This is a genomic window from Mycolicibacterium septicum DSM 44393 (genome assembly GCF_000455325.1).
Classification (GTDB): domain Bacteria; phylum Actinomycetota; class Actinomycetes; order Mycobacteriales; family Mycobacteriaceae; genus Mycobacterium; species Mycobacterium septicum.
Genome location: NZ_HG322951.1, coordinates 653,718 through 674,139, shown reverse-complemented (window position 1 = coordinate 674,139; position 20,422 = coordinate 653,718). Strand labels below are relative to the sequence as shown.

The 20,422-nt window shown below is 67.1% G+C and carries 14 protein-coding genes; 7 read left to right on the top strand and 7 right to left on the bottom strand.

What is annotated here, in order from left to right:
• Positions 1-115: 115 nt before the first annotated feature.
• Entirely contained in the window at positions 116-682 is a 567-nt protein-coding gene (locus TX88_RS03195; protein ID WP_044519041.1) for a TetR/AcrR family transcriptional regulator, read from the bottom strand.
• 137 nt (positions 683-819) lie between these two features.
• On the opposite strand from TX88_RS03195, the gene TX88_RS03190 reads away from it, so the two are divergent.
• Positions 820-2,073: an NADH:flavin oxidoreductase/NADH oxidase family protein gene (locus TX88_RS03190; RefSeq protein WP_044514612.1), complete on the top strand. Its 1,254-nt coding sequence runs from the start codon at positions 820-822 to the stop codon at positions 2,071-2,073.
• On the top strand, positions 2,070-2,498 hold the full coding sequence (locus tag TX88_RS03185) for a nitroreductase/quinone reductase family protein (RefSeq protein WP_044514611.1): 429 nt from the start codon (positions 2,070-2,072) through the stop codon (positions 2,496-2,498). Before TX88_RS03190 ends, TX88_RS03185 begins: the two co-directional genes overlap by 4 nt.
• Here the strand turns inward: TX88_RS03185 and TX88_RS03180 are convergent.
• Both TX88_RS03180 and fadD4 read right to left on the bottom strand, forming a co-directional pair.
• Positions 2,488-3,378, bottom strand: coding sequence for an enoyl-CoA hydratase/isomerase family protein (locus TX88_RS03180; RefSeq protein ID WP_084621961.1), 891 nt, complete (start codon positions 3,376-3,378; stop codon positions 2,488-2,490). The genes TX88_RS03185 and TX88_RS03180 overlap by 11 nt on opposite strands.
• 5 nt (positions 3,379-3,383) lie before the next feature.
• On the bottom strand, positions 3,384-4,904 hold the full coding sequence (fadD4, locus tag TX88_RS03175) for a fatty-acid--CoA ligase FadD4 (RefSeq protein WP_044514607.1): 1,521 nt from the start codon (positions 4,902-4,904) through the stop codon (positions 3,384-3,386).
• A 225-nt stretch (positions 4,905-5,129) separates the two neighbouring features.
• Here fadD4 and TX88_RS03170 point away from each other — a divergent pair, with 225 nt between their 5' ends.
• The gene (locus TX88_RS03170) at positions 5,130-7,787 is read left to right on the top strand and encodes an ATP-binding protein (protein ID WP_044514606.1); all 2,658 of its coding nucleotides are present in this window, start codon (positions 5,130-5,132) and stop codon (positions 7,785-7,787) included.
• A gap of 3 nt (positions 7,788-7,790) precedes the next feature.
• On the opposite strand, the gene TX88_RS03165 is transcribed toward TX88_RS03170, so the two are convergent.
• Complete coding sequence (locus tag TX88_RS03165) at positions 7,791-8,366, bottom strand: TetR/AcrR family transcriptional regulator (RefSeq protein ID WP_244438333.1); 576 nt, start codon at positions 8,364-8,366, stop codon at positions 7,791-7,793.
• A 76-nt stretch (positions 8,367-8,442) separates the two neighbouring features.
• On the opposite strand from TX88_RS03165, the gene TX88_RS03160 reads away from it, so the two are divergent.
• Positions 8,443-11,493 (top strand): MMPL family transporter, encoded by a 3,051-nt coding sequence (locus TX88_RS03160; RefSeq protein WP_044514602.1) that lies wholly within the window; start codon positions 8,443-8,445, stop codon positions 11,491-11,493.
• 75 nt (positions 11,494-11,568) lie between these two features.
• On the opposite strand, the gene TX88_RS03155 is transcribed toward TX88_RS03160, so the two are convergent.
• The 3 genes from TX88_RS03155 to TX88_RS03145 form a co-directional block, all read right to left on the bottom strand.
• The gene (locus TX88_RS03155) at positions 11,569-13,398 is read right to left on the bottom strand and encodes a phosphoenolpyruvate carboxykinase (GTP) (RefSeq protein ID WP_044514601.1); all 1,830 of its coding nucleotides are present in this window, start codon (positions 13,396-13,398) and stop codon (positions 11,569-11,571) included.
• A 157-nt stretch (positions 13,399-13,555) separates the two neighbouring features.
• On the bottom strand, positions 13,556-15,043 hold the full coding sequence (locus TX88_RS03150; RefSeq protein ID WP_049924820.1) for a hypothetical protein: 1,488 nt from the start codon (positions 15,041-15,043) through the stop codon (positions 13,556-13,558).
• On the bottom strand, positions 15,040-15,888 hold the full coding sequence (locus TX88_RS03145) for a P-loop NTPase family protein (protein WP_322786848.1): 849 nt from the start codon (positions 15,886-15,888) through the stop codon (positions 15,040-15,042). Before TX88_RS03145 ends, TX88_RS03150 begins: the two co-directional genes overlap by 4 nt.
• Before the next feature lie 285 nt (positions 15,889-16,173).
• Here TX88_RS03145 and trmB point away from each other — a divergent pair, with 285 nt between their 5' ends.
• The 3 genes from trmB to TX88_RS03130 all read left to right on the top strand — a co-directional run.
• Positions 16,174-16,971 carry a tRNA (guanosine(46)-N7)-methyltransferase TrmB gene (trmB, locus tag TX88_RS03140; RefSeq protein ID WP_044519039.1) on the top strand — a complete coding sequence of 266 codons (798 nt, stop codon included), beginning with the start codon at positions 16,174-16,176 and terminating at the stop codon, positions 16,969-16,971.
• On the top strand, positions 16,968-17,681 hold the full coding sequence (locus TX88_RS03135) for an NYN domain-containing protein (RefSeq protein WP_044514598.1): 714 nt from the start codon (positions 16,968-16,970) through the stop codon (positions 17,679-17,681). Before trmB ends, TX88_RS03135 begins: the two co-directional genes overlap by 4 nt.
• Positions 17,682-17,746: 65 nt before the next feature.
• Positions 17,747-20,422: trehalose monomycolate exporter MmpL3 (locus TX88_RS03130; protein WP_244438332.1), on the top strand; the 2,676-nt coding region annotated here is incomplete at its 3' end.

The window sequence follows — 20,422 nt, the reverse complement described above, 5'->3', positions numbered from 1 at the left end:
CGACGGTGCGGTGTCGAATACCTGACCGACCTGCAGATCATCGAAGTACGGGCCACCAGTCACAACTGGCACTGTAGACCAGCCACCAGAAGCCGTTGCGAGCTAAAGCAGTAGATCAGGCGCCTGGCAGGTGCAGCCTGGTGAGTTCGACGAGATGCCGGCCGACATCGTCGAGGGCATCGGTCTTCTGAGCTGCGATCGCCATGATGATCGCACCTTCGACAGCCGCTATCGACATGGTCGCCAGGGAACGGGCTGTTTCCGCGTCCGTACCGGAGCGAACCAGCCGCTCGGCCAGGATCGCGTGCCAGTCCTGGATCGTTTCGGCGGCGACCTCAGCGGCTTTGGGTGCCTCACAGCGACCGAAAACGGCCGCGACGATCGGGCAACCGGCCTGCAACTCCGTCTCCGCCAGTTGCAGTTTCCACTGGTCGATGAATTCCTGCACCGCTTCGGCGGGGTCGCGCCCGTCGTCGGTCGCGCGGATCAACGTCGTCAGCGTCTGCCCGGCGACCCGCGTCGCCTCGGCGACGAGTTCCTCCTTACCGCCCGGGAAGTTCAGGTAGATGGTCCGCCGGGAGACCCCACTGTCCTCGAGCAGTGCGTTGACGCCGGTGCCGGCGACACCTCTGCGCCGCAACAACCCGGTCACGCTCGTGATCAAGGTGTCTCGTGCTGACATCGCGCCCGTCGCCTCCGTAGTCTTCAGCACCCCCCACCACATACTAGACCAATCAGTCTACCTACCCGTTGCACTATACCGATCGGTGTACTAGCGTCGCGACAAGCATCCCCCGACACCATTTCGAGGAGACCGCCGTGCCAGACATTCACGACCCACTGCCGCTTGCCAGTGGCCAGGTCCTGCGCAACCGGCTGATGAAGTCAGCGCTCAGCGAAGGCCTGGGCGACGCCGGCCACGGTCCGGACCATCGGCTGATCGAGCTCTACCGCCGCTGGGGAACGGGCGGGTACGGGCTCGTGATCACCGGGAACGTGATGGTCGACCACGATCATCTGGGCGAACCGGGCAACGTCGTCATCGAAGACGACCGGCACCTCGACGGGCTGTCCCGGTGGGCCAAGGCCACCAAGGACGGCGGAGGGCTCATCTGGATGCAGGTGAACCATCCTGGACGCCAAGCCAATCCGCTGGCCACCCGGTCTCAGCCCGTGGCACCGTCACCGATCCGCATGAGCGTGCCCGGATGGCAGGCGCCGCGCGCCCTCACCGACGACGAGATCGAGGCCACCGTCGACAGGTACGCGCGGACAGCGGCGATCGCCGACGCGGCCGGCTTCGACGGAGTCCAGATACACGGTGCGCACGGGTATCTCGTCGCCCAGTTCCTGTCGCCACGGACCAACCAGCGGACCGACCGCTGGGGCGGCGATGCGGAGCGCCGGATGCGCTTCGTGCTCGAGGTGGTGCGGCGGACGCGGGCGGCCGTCAGTCCCGGCTTCGCCGTTGCCATCAAACTCAATTCCGCCGACTTCCAGCGCGGCGGTTTCACCGAGGAAGAGTCCCGCGCCGTCATCGCCGCGCTGAGTGCCGAAGATATCGACCTGATCGAAATCAGCGGTGGCACCTACGAATCCCCCGCGATGGAAGGCCGACCCGTGGTGCAATCGGCCTCCACCAAGGCGCGTGAGGCGTACTTCATCGAGTACGCGATGGCCGCCCGGGAGGTCGCCGGAGACGTACCGCTGGCCGTGACCGGAGGTTTCCGCACGGAGGGGGCGATGAGTGAGGCCGTCCGGTCGGGAGCCACCGACGTGGTCGGACTGGGCAGACCCACCACCGTCAATCCGGCCGCCGCCGACAGCCTCCTGGTGGCACGACAGGAGCGCCTCCGAGTTCCGGACATCTCGCCGCCACTGCCCGCCCGGCTCGCGAACACCGCTCGCGCCAAGACTTTTCTCAGCGCGCTGGAACTCCAGTGGCATGCCACCCAGCTGCACCGGCTCGGCGCGGGCAACGACCCCGACCCGACGATCGGCCCGCTGATCACCGCGCTGCGCCTACTGAAGAGCAACGGACTCGACGCCTTCCGGGCAAGGAGGAGCTCATGACCGGCACGCAGCCCGACAAGACACTGAGCAAGTTCCGCAGGGAGCGGGCGCTCGGACGCTATCTGCTGAACCCCACCATCACCGTGTTGGGGAAGCTGGGCGTGCGCACCGCCCTGGCTTCCGAGTTGGAGACCACCGGTCGCAAGACCGGCCAGTTGCGGAGGGTGCCCGTCTCCGCCCAATTCGACGCCACCGGCGCCTGGGTGATCTGCCAGCACGGAACCCGATCGGGCTGGGGCAGCAATATCGCCGCGAACCCGAACATCCGTCTGCGGCAAGGGAACCGGTGGCGCGCCGGCATCGCACAGTTCCGGCCCGATGACGACGTCGTCGCGCGGGGCCGCAAGTTCGGGGCGATCGGCGCGCGCGTCGTCAAGGCCCTGGAGACCACGCCCGTATCGGTGCGCATCGACTTCAGCGACTGACGCTCTCACCGATCTCGTCTATCAGGCCCCAACCCAGCGCGGTGGCCGCGTCGATGGTGCGCCCGGAGAGCACGAGATAGGCGGTACGCCACCGGCCGATGCGACGTGTGATGCTCACCGTGCCGCCCGCCCCGGGAATCAAACCCAGCGCCAACTCCGGCAGGCCGATCGTGGCGTCTGGATGGCAGCTGACCCACCCGCAGCAACAGGCCATCTCCAGACCGCTGCCCAGCACCTGGCCGTGCACCTCGGCGCGGCAGCGTCGCCCCAACCTTTCGGTGATCTCGTCGAGTACCAGGGCCGGGCTGTGCCTGGTACGCGCCAGATGGGCGGTCGCCGGGTCGGCGAACGAGCCGAATTCGGCGAGATCGCCACCGCTGCAGAATGATCGGCCGTTCCCGCCGAGCACCACCTCGTCGACCGACGGATCCAGCCGGGCCACCTCAAGTGCCTCCAGCAACGCGCCCCGGGCATCGGTGGAGAACGCGTTGTGCCGCTGCGGCCGGTTGAACCGGACGTGCAGGGTGTACCCCTCGCGATGCGCCTGCACCGGCTCGGGTAACAGCGGCGCGGTCGCCGGGCCCCGTTCGGCCAGCCACCGGCCGAACTCGGGTCCCGACTGCAACGTCGAATACGCCAGCGACTCGGTGATCAGCCCGGCCCGGGTCGGCGCGGCCGGATCGAGGGAACGCAGCACATCGTCACAGACCGCCGCGGCCTGCGGCCATGTCCGACACCGCTCCGTGAGCTCGTCCAGAGCCTGCTCGACCGAATCCACGGTGACCACCCGCCGGTCCTCGGCGGGACGTTCGGTCAGCGTGAACGTCGCGGCATCCGTCGGGGTGTCGACCCCGACGCGGATTCCCGCGGGCAGCTCCAGAACGGTCACGAGTACTTGTTTATCAGCCCCTGCTTGTACAGCTTGCCGGTATCGGTGCGGGGCAACTCGGCCTCGAACGAGATCGTCCGCGGGCACTTGTAGTGCGTCAGACGCTCACGCAACCAGCCGAGGAGCTCCTCGGCGAACTCCGGAGTCGCGTCGGCCGGGTCCACGGTCTGCACCACACCCTTGACGCTCTGTCCCATCTCGTCGTCCGGGATGCCGAACACCGCGGCATCCATCACCTTCGGGTGGACGACGAGCATGTTCTCGGCTTCCTGCGGGTAGATGTTCACCCCGCCCGAGATGATCATGTGGTGGCGCCGGTCGGTGAGGTACAGGTAGCCCTCCTCGTCGACATACCCGATGTCCCCCACCGTCTTCCAACCGTGCGAGTCCCGCGAGGATGCGGTCTTCTCGGCGTCGTTGAGGTACTCGAATTCGGCGCCGCCCTCGAAGAAGATCTCGCCGGCCTGACCGGCTGGGACTTCGTTGCCGTCCTCGTCGAGGATGTGGACGAGACCGTTCATCGGCTTGCCGACCGAACCCGGGTGGGTCAACCAGTCCTCGGCGAAGATCACCGTCGCCCCGATGGCCTCCGAGGATGCGTAGTACTCGTCGACGATCGGCCCCCACCAGTCGATCATCTGCTTCTTGATCTCGACCGGACACGGGGCGGCGGCGTGCATCACGCGCCGCAGGCTGGACATATCGTACGAACTCCGCACGTCCTCAGGGAGTTTCAGCATCCGGGTGAACATCACGGGAACGAACTGGCCCTGGGTGACGCCGTACTTCTGGATCGCGTCGAGTGCGCCTTCGGCGTCGAACTTCTCCAGCACCACCGTGGTGATACCGGCGGCGTGGGTCTGCATGGACCACACCGAGGGGGCGGTGTGATACAGCGGCGCGGGGCTGAGATACACCGAATCCGGCTGCATCCAGAAGCCCACCAACGCCGACATCATGCCGGGGGTCTCCGACGGCGGCACGTGCGGCAGTTCCCGCTTGATGCCCTTGGGCCGGCCGGTCGTGCCCGACGAGTACTGCAGCAGATCCCCGTCCAACTCGTCGTCGATCGGGGTGGCGGGCAGGTCCGCGACGGCTTCCGGGTAACGCTGCCACCCGTCGAGCTCACCGTCGGCGATCAGCAGGACCTCCGGCAGGCCGTCGGGGAGTTCCTTGTCCAGACCGCTCAGGATGTCCTTGAGGACGGCGGAGCCGACAATGGCCTTGGCCCCGCTGTTGTCGATGATGTACGCGGCCTCGGCCGCGGTCAGATGCGTGTTGATCGGCACGTAGTACAGGCCGCTGCGGCGCGCCGCCCACATCACGGTGTGGATGTGCTCGTTGTTCTCCATGAGGATCGCGACCACGTCGCCCTCTGCCAGTCCGTGTCGGCGGAAGTAATGGGCCAGGCGATTCGCGCGAGCTTCGAGCTCACCGAACGTGACGACGGTGCCCGACGGGTGGAGGATGATCGCCGGCTTCTCGGGGTTGGCCTCGGCATGCTCGCGGATCTGCATGAGGGCACTGTAACCGGCGCCACTTGACAGGTGTCAAGTAGGGCGCGGTTACACACCCCGATATCGGCGTGAGCAGGTGTTTGACTACAGAAGCACCGCCGCCACCCGCACTGCCAATCCCGAGTCCAGCCGCGCCCGCCGGACCTACGATGTCCAAACGCCCAGCGGATCGAGCGTGGGGAGCGCCGATGCGATTCACCGAAGCGCGCTGAGAGCGGCGTCGACATGCCACCCGGCATCGCCACTTTTCTGTTCACCGACATCGAAGGTTCCACCCGACGGTGGGAAGCCGACGCCGACACCATGCGAACTGCCCTGGCCGTACATGACGAGGTGTTGCGCCGGGCGATAGCCGGGCGGGCCGGCACACTTTTCAAGCACACCGGCGACGGCGTCTGCGCGGTGTTCGCCTCGCCGTCGGCCGCCGTCGACGCGGCCATGAGCGCGCAGCGGGAGCTGGGGCTGCCCGTACGGATGGGCCTGGCCACCGGGGAAGCCGAACACCGCGACGACGACTATTTCGGCGCCGTCCTCAACCGGGCCTCCCGAATCATGGCCGCCGGGCACGGCGGCCAGATCCTGCTCGACGGGGTGACCGCGGGCCTGTTGAGCGGCGTCGACCTGATTTCGTTGGGGTCGAGACGGTTACGCGACATCGCCAAACCCGTCGACGTCTACCAAGTCCACGCCGCGGGCCTGCGCACCGAGTTCCCGCCGCTGAACACCACCAATTCCGAACCGGGCAATCTGCGGGCCCCGACCACGAACCTCATCGGACGCGAGGCCGATCTGACCGAGTTGGACACGGTGCTGAAATCACATCGCCTGGTGACCTTGACCGGCGTCGGCGGGGTCGGCAAGACCCGGCTGGCACTGGAGGCCGCCGGCCGCTCACTCGAAGCATTCCCGGACGGCGCGTATGTGATCGAACTGGCCGCGGTCGGCGATCCGACCGCGGTCCCGGACTCCGTCGCGACCGTTCTCGGAATCACCCAGCAGGCCGGGTTGACCGTCACCGAGAGCATTGCCGCGGCGCTCCAAGGACGCTCCCGCATCCTGGTTTTCGACAACTGCGAACACGTCCTGAACGCGGCAGCCGATCTGATCGAGACGATCCTCGCCCAGTCGTCGGCAGTCACAGTCCTTGCCACCAGCCGCGAAGGACTGAGACTCAAAGACGAGCAGCTGTGGCCGGTGGCATCGCTGGACATCGACAACGGACCGGGTTCCGCGGCCGCGGCATTGTTCATCGATCGAGCTCAAGCGGTCTCTCCCCGTGCGTCGTTCACCTCGACGGCCGAGTCCGCCGCGGTGGTGGAAATCTGCCGTCGCCTCGACGGAATTCCACTGGCGATCGAGCTCGCGGCGTCCCGCATGGTGTCGATGACGGCTTCCGAGATCCGCGATCGGCTGGACGACCGTTTCCGGCTGCTCGTGGGCTCGCGTCGAGGGCTGGAACGGCACCAGACGCTGAGCCACGCCGTGCAATGGTCCTACGACCTGCTCGACAGCAATGAAAAGTCCGTGTTGACAAGGCTTTCAGTGTTCAACGGCGGGTTCAACCTCGCCGCGGCATGCGCGGTCGCCGGCTCCGACGACGAATTGGCGACACTGGATCTGCTCGACGCCCTGGTCCGGAAGTCGCTGCTGGTGGCAGACCCCACCACATCGCACACCCGCTTCTCGATGCTGGAGACCATCCGTCAGTTCGCAGAGGAGCAACTCGTCGGCTCGGGCGACTCGGAAGCGATACGCACAGCACATGCGCACTACTTCGCAGGCCTGGAATCCGAAGTGCTCGCGTTGTGGGACAGCCCGAGGCAACGCGAGGCCTACGAATGGTTCTCAACCGAATTGCCCAACCTGCGGGCAGCGTTTCGCTGGGCCGCCGACAACGGCGATCTCGACGCGGCCGCCGCAATCGCGGTGAACACGGTATTCCTTGGCTATTTCGTGGAGCAGTGGGAGCCGGTCGCGTGGGTCGAGGAACTGATTGCCGTCGCGAAATCCGTGCAGCATCCACGGCTCGCACAGCTGTATGTCGGGGCCGCCAATTGCGCAGCGCTGGGAAGGATCCGCGAATTCGACGAGTTCGCCGATGCTGCCCGACTGGCCATAGACAGTGGGCAATTCGCCGACGTCAGTGACGAATTCGCGTGTATCGTCGCAGCGGGTTACAGCACTATGGGCCGGCCCGACCGGGCCATAGAGTGGTGCAAGGCCATGATCGCGGGCAGTCCGGGCCGCCACACCGCCAGCCAAGCTGTGATGGCGATAGCGCTGGCCGCATCCGGGTCATCGGCCGAGGCGATGGACGCATCCGAAGGCTTGATCGAAGCCGCCGCCGATTCCGGCAACCCCGCGATGACGGGTGCGGCACTGCTCGCGTACGGCTGGGCGCGCCGACACGCCGATCCCACTGCTGCATACGAGGCGCTGCGTCAGGCCTGGGCCATCGCTGACGCAAGTGGCGACCGGCAGCAGGAATCCATCATCTCCGGACTTCTGACAGGACTCGCCGCAGACCGCGGTGAACTTGGCGATGCCTTCGACTACATCACCCAAACTATTCGGCACTACTACGATTCCGGCACCGTAGAGCTCATGCGCAATACGCTCGGGCTGCTCGCCGCATTGCTCGACCGCGTCGAATTCCACCAACCGGCGGCGACGATCTGCGGATTCGCCGCACGCGCCCTCGCCCATGTCAGCTTCCCTGAGATCGACAACGCGATAACGCATCTCCGCAACGTTCTCGGCGACGCCGCCTACGACGCACTTGCCCGGACGGGTGCGAGCATGACGACCACCGAGATTGCGAACTACGCGTTCAACGAGATCGACAGGGCCCGCGCCGAGCTGTCACCGGCGGGGAGGTCTTGAGGCTCACCCGGCACCCACACTGCGCAGCAGCAGCATCAGGCCGGCACCGGCGTCGTCGAGGGGCTGCAGCGACCTCGCGCTGCGGCACTGGATGATGGCACCTTCCAGTGAGCTGACGATGAAGCTGCCGAGTGAGGCTGCCGTGGCGGCGTCAACGCCCTTGGACTCGATCGACGCCGCGATCACCCTGGCCCAATCAGCAAATACCGTTGCCGAAGCTTCCCGTACCGCGAGCGCGTCTGGCCCGGCCTGGGCGGCAGCCACGATGGGACATCCCCCGGTGAAGTCACTGTCGATCAGGTTTTGTTTCCAGCCGCCGATGAAGGCACCGATCACGTCTTCGGCCGGCAGCGCCTCCGTCAACTGTTCGATCCTGGCGGTGATGATCCGCCCGGCCTCCAGCGTGGCCTGTTCCATCAGTTCAGTTTTTCCGGCCGGAAAGTGCTGGTAGATCGACCCGCGAGCGGTGCTGCTGCGTTCCAGCAGATCGCTGAGCCCCGTCGCGTGCACCCCGTACTCACGCATCAGCTCGATGGCGCTCTGAATGAGACGCTCACGCGGGCCTGCCACCGCCGCCACCCTCTCCATCACCGAAATAGACCAGTTGGTCCATCCTAGTCGACCACTCCTAGACCGATTGGTCTACGATGCCCGAATGCACAATCTGGCGGTCTTCGGCAAACTCTCCAGGGTCTGCGCGAAGCATGCGTGGTTGATTCTGGGGGCGTGGCTGGCCCTGGCCGGCGTACTCAACCTGGCCATCCCCCAGCTGGAACGCACGGTGGCCGAGCACTCCGCGCCGTTCACTCCGGAAAGCCCGACCACCGAGACCTTGCGGCAGATGTCGCGCGACTTCGGCGTCCCCGACACCACCGCGGTCGGCAGCATCGTGGTGTCCAGCGACCGAGTCCTCAACCCGGCCGACACCGCGTACTACCGCGACCTGGTGGCGCGGTTGACGGCGGACAAGGACGACGTCGCCTACGTGCTCGACACGTACGGCACCCCGGGACTCGAGGGAATCGGGCTGAGCCCCGACGGGAAGGCCATCCACCTGATCGTCGCCACCACCGGCGACGTCGGCTCCACCCGTGCACACCGGTCCACCGAGAACGTCCGCGCCGCGGTCGAGGCGCTCCCCCGCCCATCCGGGCTCGACGTGCATTTCACCGGGGCCGCACCGACCCTGTCGGATCTGTTCTCCGCCATCGACACCTCGCTGGCCATCATCACCGTGGTCTCGGTGGTGCTGATCACGCTGCTGCTGCTCGCGGTCTACCGGTCGCTGATCACCTCGATGATTCCTCTTCTCACCGTGGGTATTTCGCTGGCCGTCGCGCGCCCGGTGATATCCCTGCTCGGCGGACATGATCTGCTGACCGTCTCGAACTTCACCATCGCCCTGGTCACCGCGATGGTGCTGGGTGCGGGGACCGACTACGGCATCTTCCTACTGGCCAACTATCACGAGGCCAGACGCCGCGGGCAGGCCGTCGACGACGCGGTTGCCCGCTCCGGTGCGCACACCGCGGGTATCGTCATCGCCTCGGCGCTGACCATCGCCGGTGCCGGAATGGCCATGGTGTTCACCAAGATCGGGATGTTCCGCACCGCGGGACCTCCGATCGCCCTGTCGATCGCGATAACCATGGCAGTCAGCCTGACGCTGACTCCCGCGATCATGGCGCTGTGGGGGCGGCGCGGATACGCCGAGCCCCGCCCCCTGGACGAACGACGCTGGCGCAAGCGCGGCGCCGCCATCATCCGTCGCGCGCCCGCGCTGGTCGCAGCGTCCCTGGCGTTTCTCATCGCCATGAGCTCAGTGCTGTTCACCTTCGAACCGAACATCGACGAGAACGCGATGCAACTGCGCGCCACCGACAGCAAGCGCGGATACGAGGCCGTCTACCGCCATTGGGGCGTCAACGAGGCGGCTCCTGAGTTCATCACCATCCGGACCGACCACGACATGCGCAACACCAACGACCTCGCCGCCCTCGACCTGATCGCGATGTCGATCGGCAACCTTCCCGAGGTGGCCTACGTCCGGTCGATCACCCGGCCCGAGGGAAAACCCCTGCCCGAGACGGCCATCGGCTCACAGACCGCGCAAGTCGGCGCCGGCCTGGCCGATGCCCACGACCGCGTCGAAGAGGCCATCCCGCAGCTGAAGCGCCTCGCCTCCGGCGTGACCCAACTGCACGACGGATCGGCAAACGCGGCCGCCAGGCTCCCCGAGCTCACCGACGGCGCCCGGTCCCTCGTCGACTTGGCGCGCAACCTGCTCGGCACACTGGAATCCGCCGATCGGGTGGTCGGCAACCTCTCCGGCGGGTCCCTTGACGTTGTGACTGCGGTACGCAGCATCTCCAACGCCACCGATTCCCTGGACCGGGTGGTCGACGACATCGATTCCGCCCGACAGAGATTGGCGGCCCCCACCGCCGCCCTGCACGCCGTGTTCGATCCGCTCACCGGTCCGGAGCCGTCGGCCGCCTGCGCGGCGGACAGCTCGTGCCTGCGCGCGAGGCAGGCCTTCGCCGACCTCAACGCGGCCACCGGCGGGCGCGCGCAGCTGGCAATCGACGGATTGACGCTCGCCGCGCCGCTGGTCCCCGAAGGACCGGTGACCACGGCACTGGACACGCTGCCCGACCTGCGCGTGGCGATCAAGAAGCTGCGGGCCATGCTCGATCAACTCGGTACCCGCACCCCCGAACAGACCCGTCAGGAACTGAGCCGGCTGCTGTCCGGAATCAATGAACTCACAACAGGTCTGGGCCGTCTCACCTCGGGACTGGGTCAGGTCAAGACCGGTACCGACACCATGGTCACGCTGACCACCGAGCTCAGCGCGGGGCTCTCACGCGCATCGGACTTCCTGCACCGGATGTCCGCCGACACCAGCGCCGGCGCAGGCCGGGGCTTCTACCTGCCCGAGGAGGGTCGCTCCGACCGCCGCCTCACCGCCGGAGAGCAATTGCTGATCTCCCCGGACGGTCGCAGCGCCCGCATGATGGTGGTCTGGGCGGTGAACCCGTACGGTGCCGAGGCGATGGGCGCGGTACCCGACGTCATCGCCGCGGCGAACAACGCCGCCACGGGAACCGTGCTGGAGCACGCCCAGATCGAGTCGACCGGCCTGGCCTCGCTGTCCCAACGCCATGTCGACCAAACCTGGCGCGATTTCGCGCTTTTCGGTGTCGTCGCGGTGGCGGCCGTGCTCCTGGTGCTGATCGTGATGCTGCGCAGCCTGGTGGCCCCGGTCCTGATGATCGCCGCGGTGGTGCTGTCCTTCGGGGCAGCGGCGGGGATGTCCACCCTGATCTGGCAGCATCTGATCGGCATCAGCCTGGACTGGTCGGTGTTCCCGGTGTCGTTCATGGCGCTGGTCGCGGTCGGCGCCGATTACAGCATGCTGTTCGCCGCCCGTATCCGCGAGGAATCCCACAGCGGGGTGATCAGCGGCATCATCCGGGGATTCGGTAGCACCGGCAGCGTGATCACCACCGCCGGAGTGGTTTTCGCGATCACCATGTTCGCGTTGACCAGTGGGACGGTGCTCAACCTGGTACAGATCGGGTCCACGATCGGCATCGGGCTGCTGCTCGACATCACCGTGGTGCGGACCTACCTGGTTCCCGCCGCGATGAGCCTGCTGGGCGATCGCATGTGGTGGCCGTCCCGCGAGATGGTGCGCACGTAAGGGGTTGTCCCTCAACGCAAACGCGCACCCTCGTGAATCACGAGGGTGCGCGTCATGCTGAAGCGTTGCGGCCGCTCAGGACTCTTCGGCCAGGCGGTGCTTGAGGGCGTCGAACTCGTCCTTGATGCCGGTGGGCAGCTTCTCACCGACGAACTCGAACCACTCCTCGATCAGCGGGAGCTCGGCCCGCCACTCCTCGGCGTTGACGGCCAGGGCCTCGTCCACGTCGGCGGCGTCGACATCGAGCCCGGACAGGTCCAGGTCGGCGGCGGTCGGGACGATGCCGATGGGGGTGCTCTTGCCGTCGGCCTTGTGCTCGATGCGCTCGATGGCCCACTTCAGCACGCGGCTGTTCTCGCCGAAGCCCGGCCACAGGAAGCGGCCGTCATCGCCGCGGCGGAACCAGTTGACGAAGAACACCGCGGGCAGCTTCGACTCGTCCGCGTTCTTGCCGATGTCGATCCAGTGCTGGAAGTAGTCACCGACGTTGTAGCCCAGGAACGGCAGCATGGCCATCGGGTCGCGGCGCACGGTACCGACCTTGCCCTCGGCGGCGGCGGTCTGCTCGGAACCCAGTGTGGCGCCGATGAATACACCGTGCTGCCAGTCGCGGGCCTGGGTCACCAGCGGGACCGTGGTCTTGCGGCGACCGCCGAACAGGATCGCCGAGATCGGCACACCCTGCGGGTCGTCCCACTCCGGCGCCAGTGTCGGGCATTGCGAGATCGGGGTGCAGTAACGCGAGTTCGGGTGCGCGGCCTTGGATTCCGTCTCGCGCAGGAACCAGTCGTTGCCCTTCCAATCGATCAGGTGGTCGGGCTCGCCCTCCAGGCCTTCCCACCACACGTCGTTGTCGTCGGTCTTGGCCACGTTGGTGAAGACGGTGTTGCCCGCGGCAATGGTCTTCATGGCGTTGGGGTTGGAATCCCAGTTGGTGCCGGGGGCGACGCCGAAGAATCCGAACTCGGGGTTGACGGCGTAGAGGCGACCGTCCTTGCCGAACCGCATCCAGGCGATGTCGTCACCGACGGTTTCGGCCCGCCAGCCGGGGATGGTGGGCTGCAGCATCGCGAGGTTGGTCTTGCCACAGGCCGACGGGAACGCCGCTGCGACGAAGTAGGCCTTGTTCTCCGGGGAGATCAGCTTGACGATCAGCATGTGCTCGGCGAGCCAGCCTTCGTCGTGGGCCATCGCCGAGGCGATGCGCAGCGAGTAGCACTTCTTGCCCAGCAGAGCGTTACCGCCGTAGCCCGAGCCGAAGCTCCAGATCTCGCGGGTCTCCGGGAAGTGGGTGATGTACTTGGTGTCGTTGCACGGCCACGGCACGTCCTTCTGGCCGGGCTCCAGCGGTGCACCGATCGAGTGCAGCGCCTTGACGAAGAAGCCGTCGTCGCCGATCTTGTCGAGCGCGGCCTGACCCATCCGCGTCATGGTGCGCATCGAGACCACGACGTACTCGGAGTCGGTGATCTCCACACCGAGCTTGGGGTCCTCGGCGTCGAGCGGACCCATGCAGAACGGCACCACCCACATGGTGCGGCCGCGCATCGAGCCGCGGTACAGGTCGGTCATGATCCCGCGCATCTTGGCGGGTTCCATCCAGTTGTTCGTGGGGCCGGCGTCGATCTCGCGCTCGGAGCAGATGTAGGTGCGCGATTCCACCCGCGCGACGTCCGAGGGGTCCGACAGGGCCAGGTACGAGTTCGGCTGCTTCTCTTCGTTGAGCTTCTGGAAGGTGCCCGCCTCGACCAGGTGAGCGGCCAGGCGGTCGTACTCCTCGGCAGACCCGTCGGCGAAAACCACCCGATCGGGTTGAGTCAGCTCTGCGACCTCCTGGACCCAGGCCAGCAGACCCTGATGTTTCGTCGGTGCGGTGTCCAGACCCGGAATGGTCGCTGAGGTCATCAAAATTCTCCTGCGTAGGTTTGTGGAACCCAAGCCACGTCACGACGCGGTCACGGCTACCCCTTGGGTAGAGGTTAACGCGGGTGACATACCCACGGTGAACCAGTGGTATGTCCGATCACTCACAGGAACGATTCAGATCAACGTTATCAGCTGGTTACTCGTCAGTAGCATCGCTGTTGCCGTACAGATCGGCCCGAACGGCGTTCAACGCCCGCTGTAACGGCGGGATCCGCCGGTCCCTCTGGGCCGCCGCCCGCGCGGTCGCGACGGCATGTTCACGCAGTTCGGCATCCATCGCGGCGGTCTTCTCGGCCGCCGCGGCCGCCTCGGTTTCCTCACGGGCCGCCAGTTCCGCGGTGAGCACGGACTCCGCGGCCAGCACCCGCGTCCCGACGAGCTCCTCGACCGCCGAACGCAGCGTGGTGGTGATGTCGCCGACCCAGCGATCCAGCACCGCCCGGTCGTGTAACAGCCCCCGGGTGCCGACCACCCAGACCGCCAGCAGCAGACCCACCACCGCGCCGACCACCAGTCCGGCCACGGCCAGTCGTGGCGCCGCACCCGCCAGCACCCTGCTGACCGCCACCGCGACACCCAGCCCGAAGCCCGCCCCCAGAACCAGCATCAGCCGGGTCTCGAGGGTCCGGGATTTCAGTGACGGTGACGGCAGATCGGGCACTCGCGGCGGAGCCGACAACTCGAGTGCGGGCAGCTCAAGTTCCGCAGCGACGCCGCGCAGGTGTGCGGTGACGCCTTCGTCGACGTCGCCGACGACCTCGTGGGCGCGCTGCCGGGCGTACTCCTCGAACGTCTCGATCCGGCGCCGGCTCATGCCCGCGACGTCCTCCTGCAGTTCGGTGCGCACCGAATTGCATCTGTTGCGGGCGAAATAGCCCAGCTGGACCCGGGCCTGCTGCAGCTGACTGCGCAACGCGATGCTGCGCTCGGTGCGGGTCAGCCTGCGTGCCCTGGCCACCTCGGCGCGACGCTCGCGCAACACGTCCACCCGGGCCTGGCGGTCGGCTCCTGATCCGTCGGCCTCATACCGGAGGATGACCGCTTCCAGTCGAGTTTCCCAGGCGCGCAACCTGTTCCGTCGGGCGACGTCGGGATCGGCCAGCTGACCGGTGAGCAGTTCGACAAGCTCGTCGAGCTGCGGCTCACCGAGATCGGGCGCGGCCGACACTCCCACCCAGGGCATGCGCGCGTAGCGCGCGTCGCGCTCGCTCAGGATCTCCGCATCCGCGTCGCGCACATCGCGCCAGTCGCGGTACGCATCGATCTTGGACACCACACCGATCACCAGGTCGGTGTATCGCGACGCCAAATCGACCAGGGCACAATCTGATTCAGCCAAAGGGGAGGCCGCCGAAACCACGAACACCACAGCTGCCGGCGCCTCGCCCGCCACCAATTCGGTGGATTCCACGAAGGTGGTCTGGGGCATCCGCTCCCGCAACGCCGCCATCACACTCGTCGATCCGGCCAGCCACGGACCGGCGACCAGCACCGCGTCGCGGGTTTCCACCCCCGGCGAGTTCAGGCCCGGGTCGATCGCGGCCACCACGGCGTCGGCGTCGGCGATTTTCGCCTCGCGCGTGCGCGCCGCTGCCGGATCCCGGGCCGTATCCACGTCGGTCATCCTCGGCTGCCCGCCGCACCGAGCAGTCGCAGCGACCCCCGCACGATCGCGTCACCGCAACTGCGATGCAGGGCATTCACCGGGCCGTCGCGGTAATGCCGCCAGCGCCGGGCCCGGCAGAGATGGGCGTTGCGATCGTCGCCGGGATCGACGGTCAGTCCTTCGGCCTCGACCACGTCGACCGCCGCGGCCATCACCGCGATCACCGTGGCATCGGCGGAAAGGAAACGTCCAACCGCCGGGCCGCCCACCGCACGCAGCTCGGCCAGGGCCCACCGCACCCGCCGGTACCGGACCGGGGCAGCCGCCGCATCGATCGCCGCCACCACCCGGTCGACCTCGCTGAGCCGACGCAACAACCCCGGCACCGCCTCGAGCTGCACGCCACGGCTCATCGCCAAGGTGGTGTGGGCGATCCCGAACCGGTCCAGACGTTCCAGCAGCTCCGTGCGCACCGCGCGCTGCACTCGATGTGAACCGGCGACGAAGGCATCGGCCGAGGTCAGGTCGGCGGGCTCACCGGCAAGCAACCGCAGCGCGTCGACCAGGTGCGGAGGAAGTGCCCGGACGGACGCCAACGCCAGCAGCGCCGCCATCGGTACCACCGGCACTCCGGCCGGCTTCTGCAGACGCAAGGCCCTGCGGTGCGCGGTGGCGACGGGTCCGCCCGGCCCGGACCCGGCCAGATCGGCCTTGTTGAGCACCACGATCGCTGGCCGGCCCGCCCCGGCCAACTCGGCGAGCACTGCCTCGTCCTCGGGTTTGAGCACCTCGGCGATCACCAGCGCCGTGACATCACCTGACTCGGCGATCTCGATGTCTGAGCTCTCCAAAGCGGAGGTCACCGTGCTCACGCCGACGCCGCGGCGCCCGCACACACGGACACTGACGGGAGCAGACACCCGTGCACTGATCTCCGCCAACCGCGCATCGCCGTCACGGTCGGCAAAGCGTGTGAGCTCGTCTGCGAAAATCTGGCAGCCTTCCCTGCGTGGTGACGGGCCTACCCCTGCGCCCACGAAAAATCGTGACACGGCCCGCGGGGACGTGCGAACAGAGGTTTAAGCCTTAACAGTAGGAGGCAACTGTTGGGTATCAATCTCTACCACGATGCGGGCACATCGCCGGAGATAAGAGACCATGGACGGATGCACCCGTCCAGGTCCGACATCGATGGGCAGGCGCCGGCAGATGAGGCGGCCGACGTGCCGCCCGCCCAGCCGCACCGTTTTCCCCGGGTGACCAGCTTTCGCACCCGGCGCTCGACGCTGTCGCCGGCCCAGCAACAGACCTGGGACCGGCTGTGGCCCGAGCTCGGAATGCAGGCCCGTGACGAGGTCTCGACACCCGTCGTCGACCTCGACACCGACGTCTGGTTCGGCCGCTCGGCCCCGCTGATCCTGGAGATCGGCTCGGGCACCGGCACCTCCACATTGGCCATGGCCCAGGCCGAACCCGATCTCGACGTGATCGCGGTCGAGGTCTACCGCAAGGGCCTGGCCCAACTGCTCAGCGCGATCGACCGCACCGCACAGACCGGATCCCCCGTCACCAACATCCGCATGATCCGCGGCGACGGCGTCGACGTGCTGGAGCACATGTTCGGGAGCGAGACCCTGACCGGCGTGCGGGTGTTCTTCCCGGATCCCTGGCCCAAGGCCCGCCACCACAAGCGTCGCCTGCTGCAGCCGGCCACGGTGGCCCTGATCGCCGACCGGCTGCGGCCCGGCGGAATTCTGCATGCGGCCACCGACCACGCCGGGTATGCCGAGCACATCGCCGAGGTCGGAGACGCCGAGCCGCTGTTGCGCCGGGTCGAGCTCGGAGCACATCTCCCCATATCGGTCGAGCGCCCGGTCACCAAGTACGAGCGCAAAGCGCTGGCCGGCCCCGACGTCACCGAGTTGGTCTGGGAGAAACAGCCATGAGTGTGACCGAAGACATGCAAGACGAGACCGCGCAGGCAGAGGCCCGATCCGAGGCGGAGTCCGAGACCTCGGTCACTGCTCCCTCGCGGCGGGTGCTGCTCGTGTGGGACGCCCCCAACCTGGACATGGGACTGGGTGCGATCCTCGGCGGCCGCCCGACCGCCGCGCACCGTCCACGGTTCGACGCGCTGGGCCGCTGGCTGCTGGGATACACCGCTGATCTGTCCGCCGAATCCGGCGATGCAGACGTTTCGCTGGAGCCCGAGGCCACGGTGTTCACCAACATCGCCCCAGGTAGCGCCGATGTAGTACGGCCGTGGGTGGAAGCGTTGCGTAACGTGGGTTTCGCCGTCTTCGCCAAGCCGAAGATCGACGATGACAGCGATGTCGACAGCGACATGCTCGAGCACATCGCCCTGCGTCGCAGGGAAGGGCTGGCAGCGGTCCTCGTTGCCTCGGCTGACGGACAAGCGTTCCGCCAGCCGCTGGAAGAAATCGCCCGTGAGGGCACCCCGGTGCAGGTGCTTGGATTTCGCGAACATGCGAGCTGGGCGTTAGCGTCGGATACCTTGGAGTTTGTCGATCTGGAGGACATTCCTGGTGTGTTCCGGGAACCGCTGCCACGGATCGGACTGGACTCGCTGCCCGAGCAGGGAGCATGGCTGCAGCCGTTCCGGCCGCTGTCATCGCTACTGACCGCACGTATGTGACAACTGAAGACCTTCGTCCAGTACAAGCGCGGGTCACCAAGAGTTTTAGAGCGTTAGGAGCCTAAGTGTTCGCCTGGTGGGGTCGAACGGTGTACCAGTTCAGGTACATCGTCATCGGTGTCATGGTGGCGCTGTGCCTAGGTGGCGGCGTCTACGGCGCCAGTCTCGGAGAGCACGTCACGCAGAGTGGTTTCTACGACGAGGGCAGCCAGTCGGTCCAGGCGTCGCTGTTGGGCGACGAGGTCTACGGCCGCGACCGCACCAGCCATGTCGTCGCCATCCTGACGCCGCCGGATGACAAGTTGGTCACCGACAAAGCGTGGCAGAAGAAGGTCACCGAGGAACTCGACCAGGTGGTCAAGGACCACCCGGACCAGGTCCAGGCCTGGGTCGGCTGGCTGAAGGCGCCTGACGTCGCCTCGCTCGCCGCGATGAAGACCGAGGACCAGCGTCACACGTTCATCAGCGTTCCCCTCAAGGGTGACGACGACGACGCGATCCTCAAGAACTATCAGGCCGTCGAGCCCGATCTGCAGCAGGTCAACGGCGGCGATATCAAGCTGGCCGGCCTCAACCCGCTGGCCAGTGAGCTGACCGGGACCATCGGCACCGACCAGAAACGCGCCGAGCTCGCGATCGTGCCGCTGGTGGCCGTCGTGCTGTTCTTCGTGTTCGGCGGTGCGGTCGCCGCCGCCCTGCCCGCGATCATCGGTGGCCTGACCATCGGCGGCGCGTTGGGCATCCTGCGGTTCACCGCCGAGTTCGGGCCTGTGCACTTCTTCGCCCAGCCGGTCGTGACGATGATGGGTTTCGGTATCGCCATCGACTACGGCCTGTTCATCGTCAGCCGGTTCCGAGAGGAACTCGCCGAGGGCTATGACACCGAGGCCGCGGTACGAAGATCGGTGATGACCTCGGGCCGGACCGTGGCATTCTCCGCGGTGATCATCGTGGCGTCCTCGTTGCCGCTGCTGCTGATCCCGCTCGGGTTCCTGAAGTCGATCACCTACGCGATCATCGCCTCGGTCATGTTGGCAGCCTTCCTGTCCATCACGGTGCTGCCCGCCGTCCTGGCCATCCTGGGACCCCGGGTCGACGCGCTCGGCGTCACCACACTGCTGAAGGTGCCTTTCCTGGCCAACTGGCCGTTCTCGCGGCGGATCATCGACTGGTTCGCCGAGAAGACCCAGAAGACCAAGACCCGCGAAGAAGTCGAGCAGGGCTTCTGGGGCCGGCTGGTCAACATCGTGATGAAGCGACCCATCGCCTTCGCCACACCGATCCTGGTCATCATGACGCTGCTGGTCCTCCCGATCGGCTCGCTCACACTCGCCGGTATCAGCGAGAAGTACCTGCCGCCGGACAACGCCGTGCGCCAGTCCCAGGAGCAGTTCGACAAGCTCTTCCCCGGATTCCGCACCGAGCAGATCACCCTGGTGATGAAGCGCGAAGACGGTGAGCCGATCACCGACGCCCAGATCGCAGATATGCGCGCCAAGGCGCTGAACGTGAAGGGCTTCACCGATCCGGACAACAACCCGGACGCCATGTGGAAGGAGCGCGCGGCCACCGACAGCGGGTCCAAGGACAAGTCGGTCCGGGTCATCCAGAACGGGCTGGTCAACCGCGGCGACGCGGCGCAGAACATAGCGGACCTACGAGCCCTGCAGCCCCCGCACGGCATCGAGGTGTTCGTCGGCGGCACCCCGGCGCTGGAGCAGGACTCGATCCACAGTCTGTTCTCCCGGCTCCCGCTGATGGTGACGATCCTGGTCATCACCACCACGGTGCTGATGTTCCTGGCCTTCGGCTCGATCGTGCTGCCGGTCAAGGCCGCGCTGATGAGCGCCCTGACCCTCGGCTCGACGATGGGCATCCTGACCTGGATGTTCGTCGACGGCCACGGCTCAGGACTGCTGAACTACACACCACAGCCGCTGATGGCACCGATGATCGGTCTGATCATCGCGGTGATCTGGGGTCTGTCCACCGACTACGAGGTGTTCCTGGTCTCGCGCATGGTGGAGGCCCGAGAACGCGGGATGTCGACCGCCGAGGCCATCCGCATCGGTACCGCGACCACCGGTCGCCTCATCACCGGTGCCGCGCTGGTGCTGGCGGTGGTGGCAGGCGCGTTCGCCTTCTCCGATCTGGTGATGATGAAGTACCTGGCGTTCGGTCTGCTGATCGCCCTGCTGCTCGACGCCACGGTGATCCGCATGTTCCTGGTGCCGGCCATCATGAAGTTGCTCGGCGACGATTGCTGGTGGGCTCCGCACTGGATGAAACGCATCCAGGAGAAGCTCGGCCTCGGTGAGACCGAACTGCCCGACGAGCGCAAGCGCCCGATGGGCCAGGAGTCCGCAGAGGACCCCCGCGCCCTGGCCGGCGTCGGCGCCCTGCCTGCACCGCGCCCGCACGATCCGACGCATCCTGCGGCCGAGCCCAGGCGCCCGCAGATGCCGCGTACCAACGCGCCCTCGGCTGCCGGCACCGCGCGGATCACGCCGCCGCAGCCACCGGCCCAGCAGCAGCTTCCGAGTGCCCAGCAGGAGCCGGCCACCACGCGGTTCGCGATGGCCCGTAACGCCGTGCGCAACGCGGTGAACACCGCGGTCAACACGGTCAACACCGCGACCGGCAATACCAGCACCAACGCCGGTACGGAGCGCACGCCGCAGCCCACCGGGCGGCCCGCGGGCGGCCCGGCATCACCCCCGCAGCGTGAAGATCGTGAGATC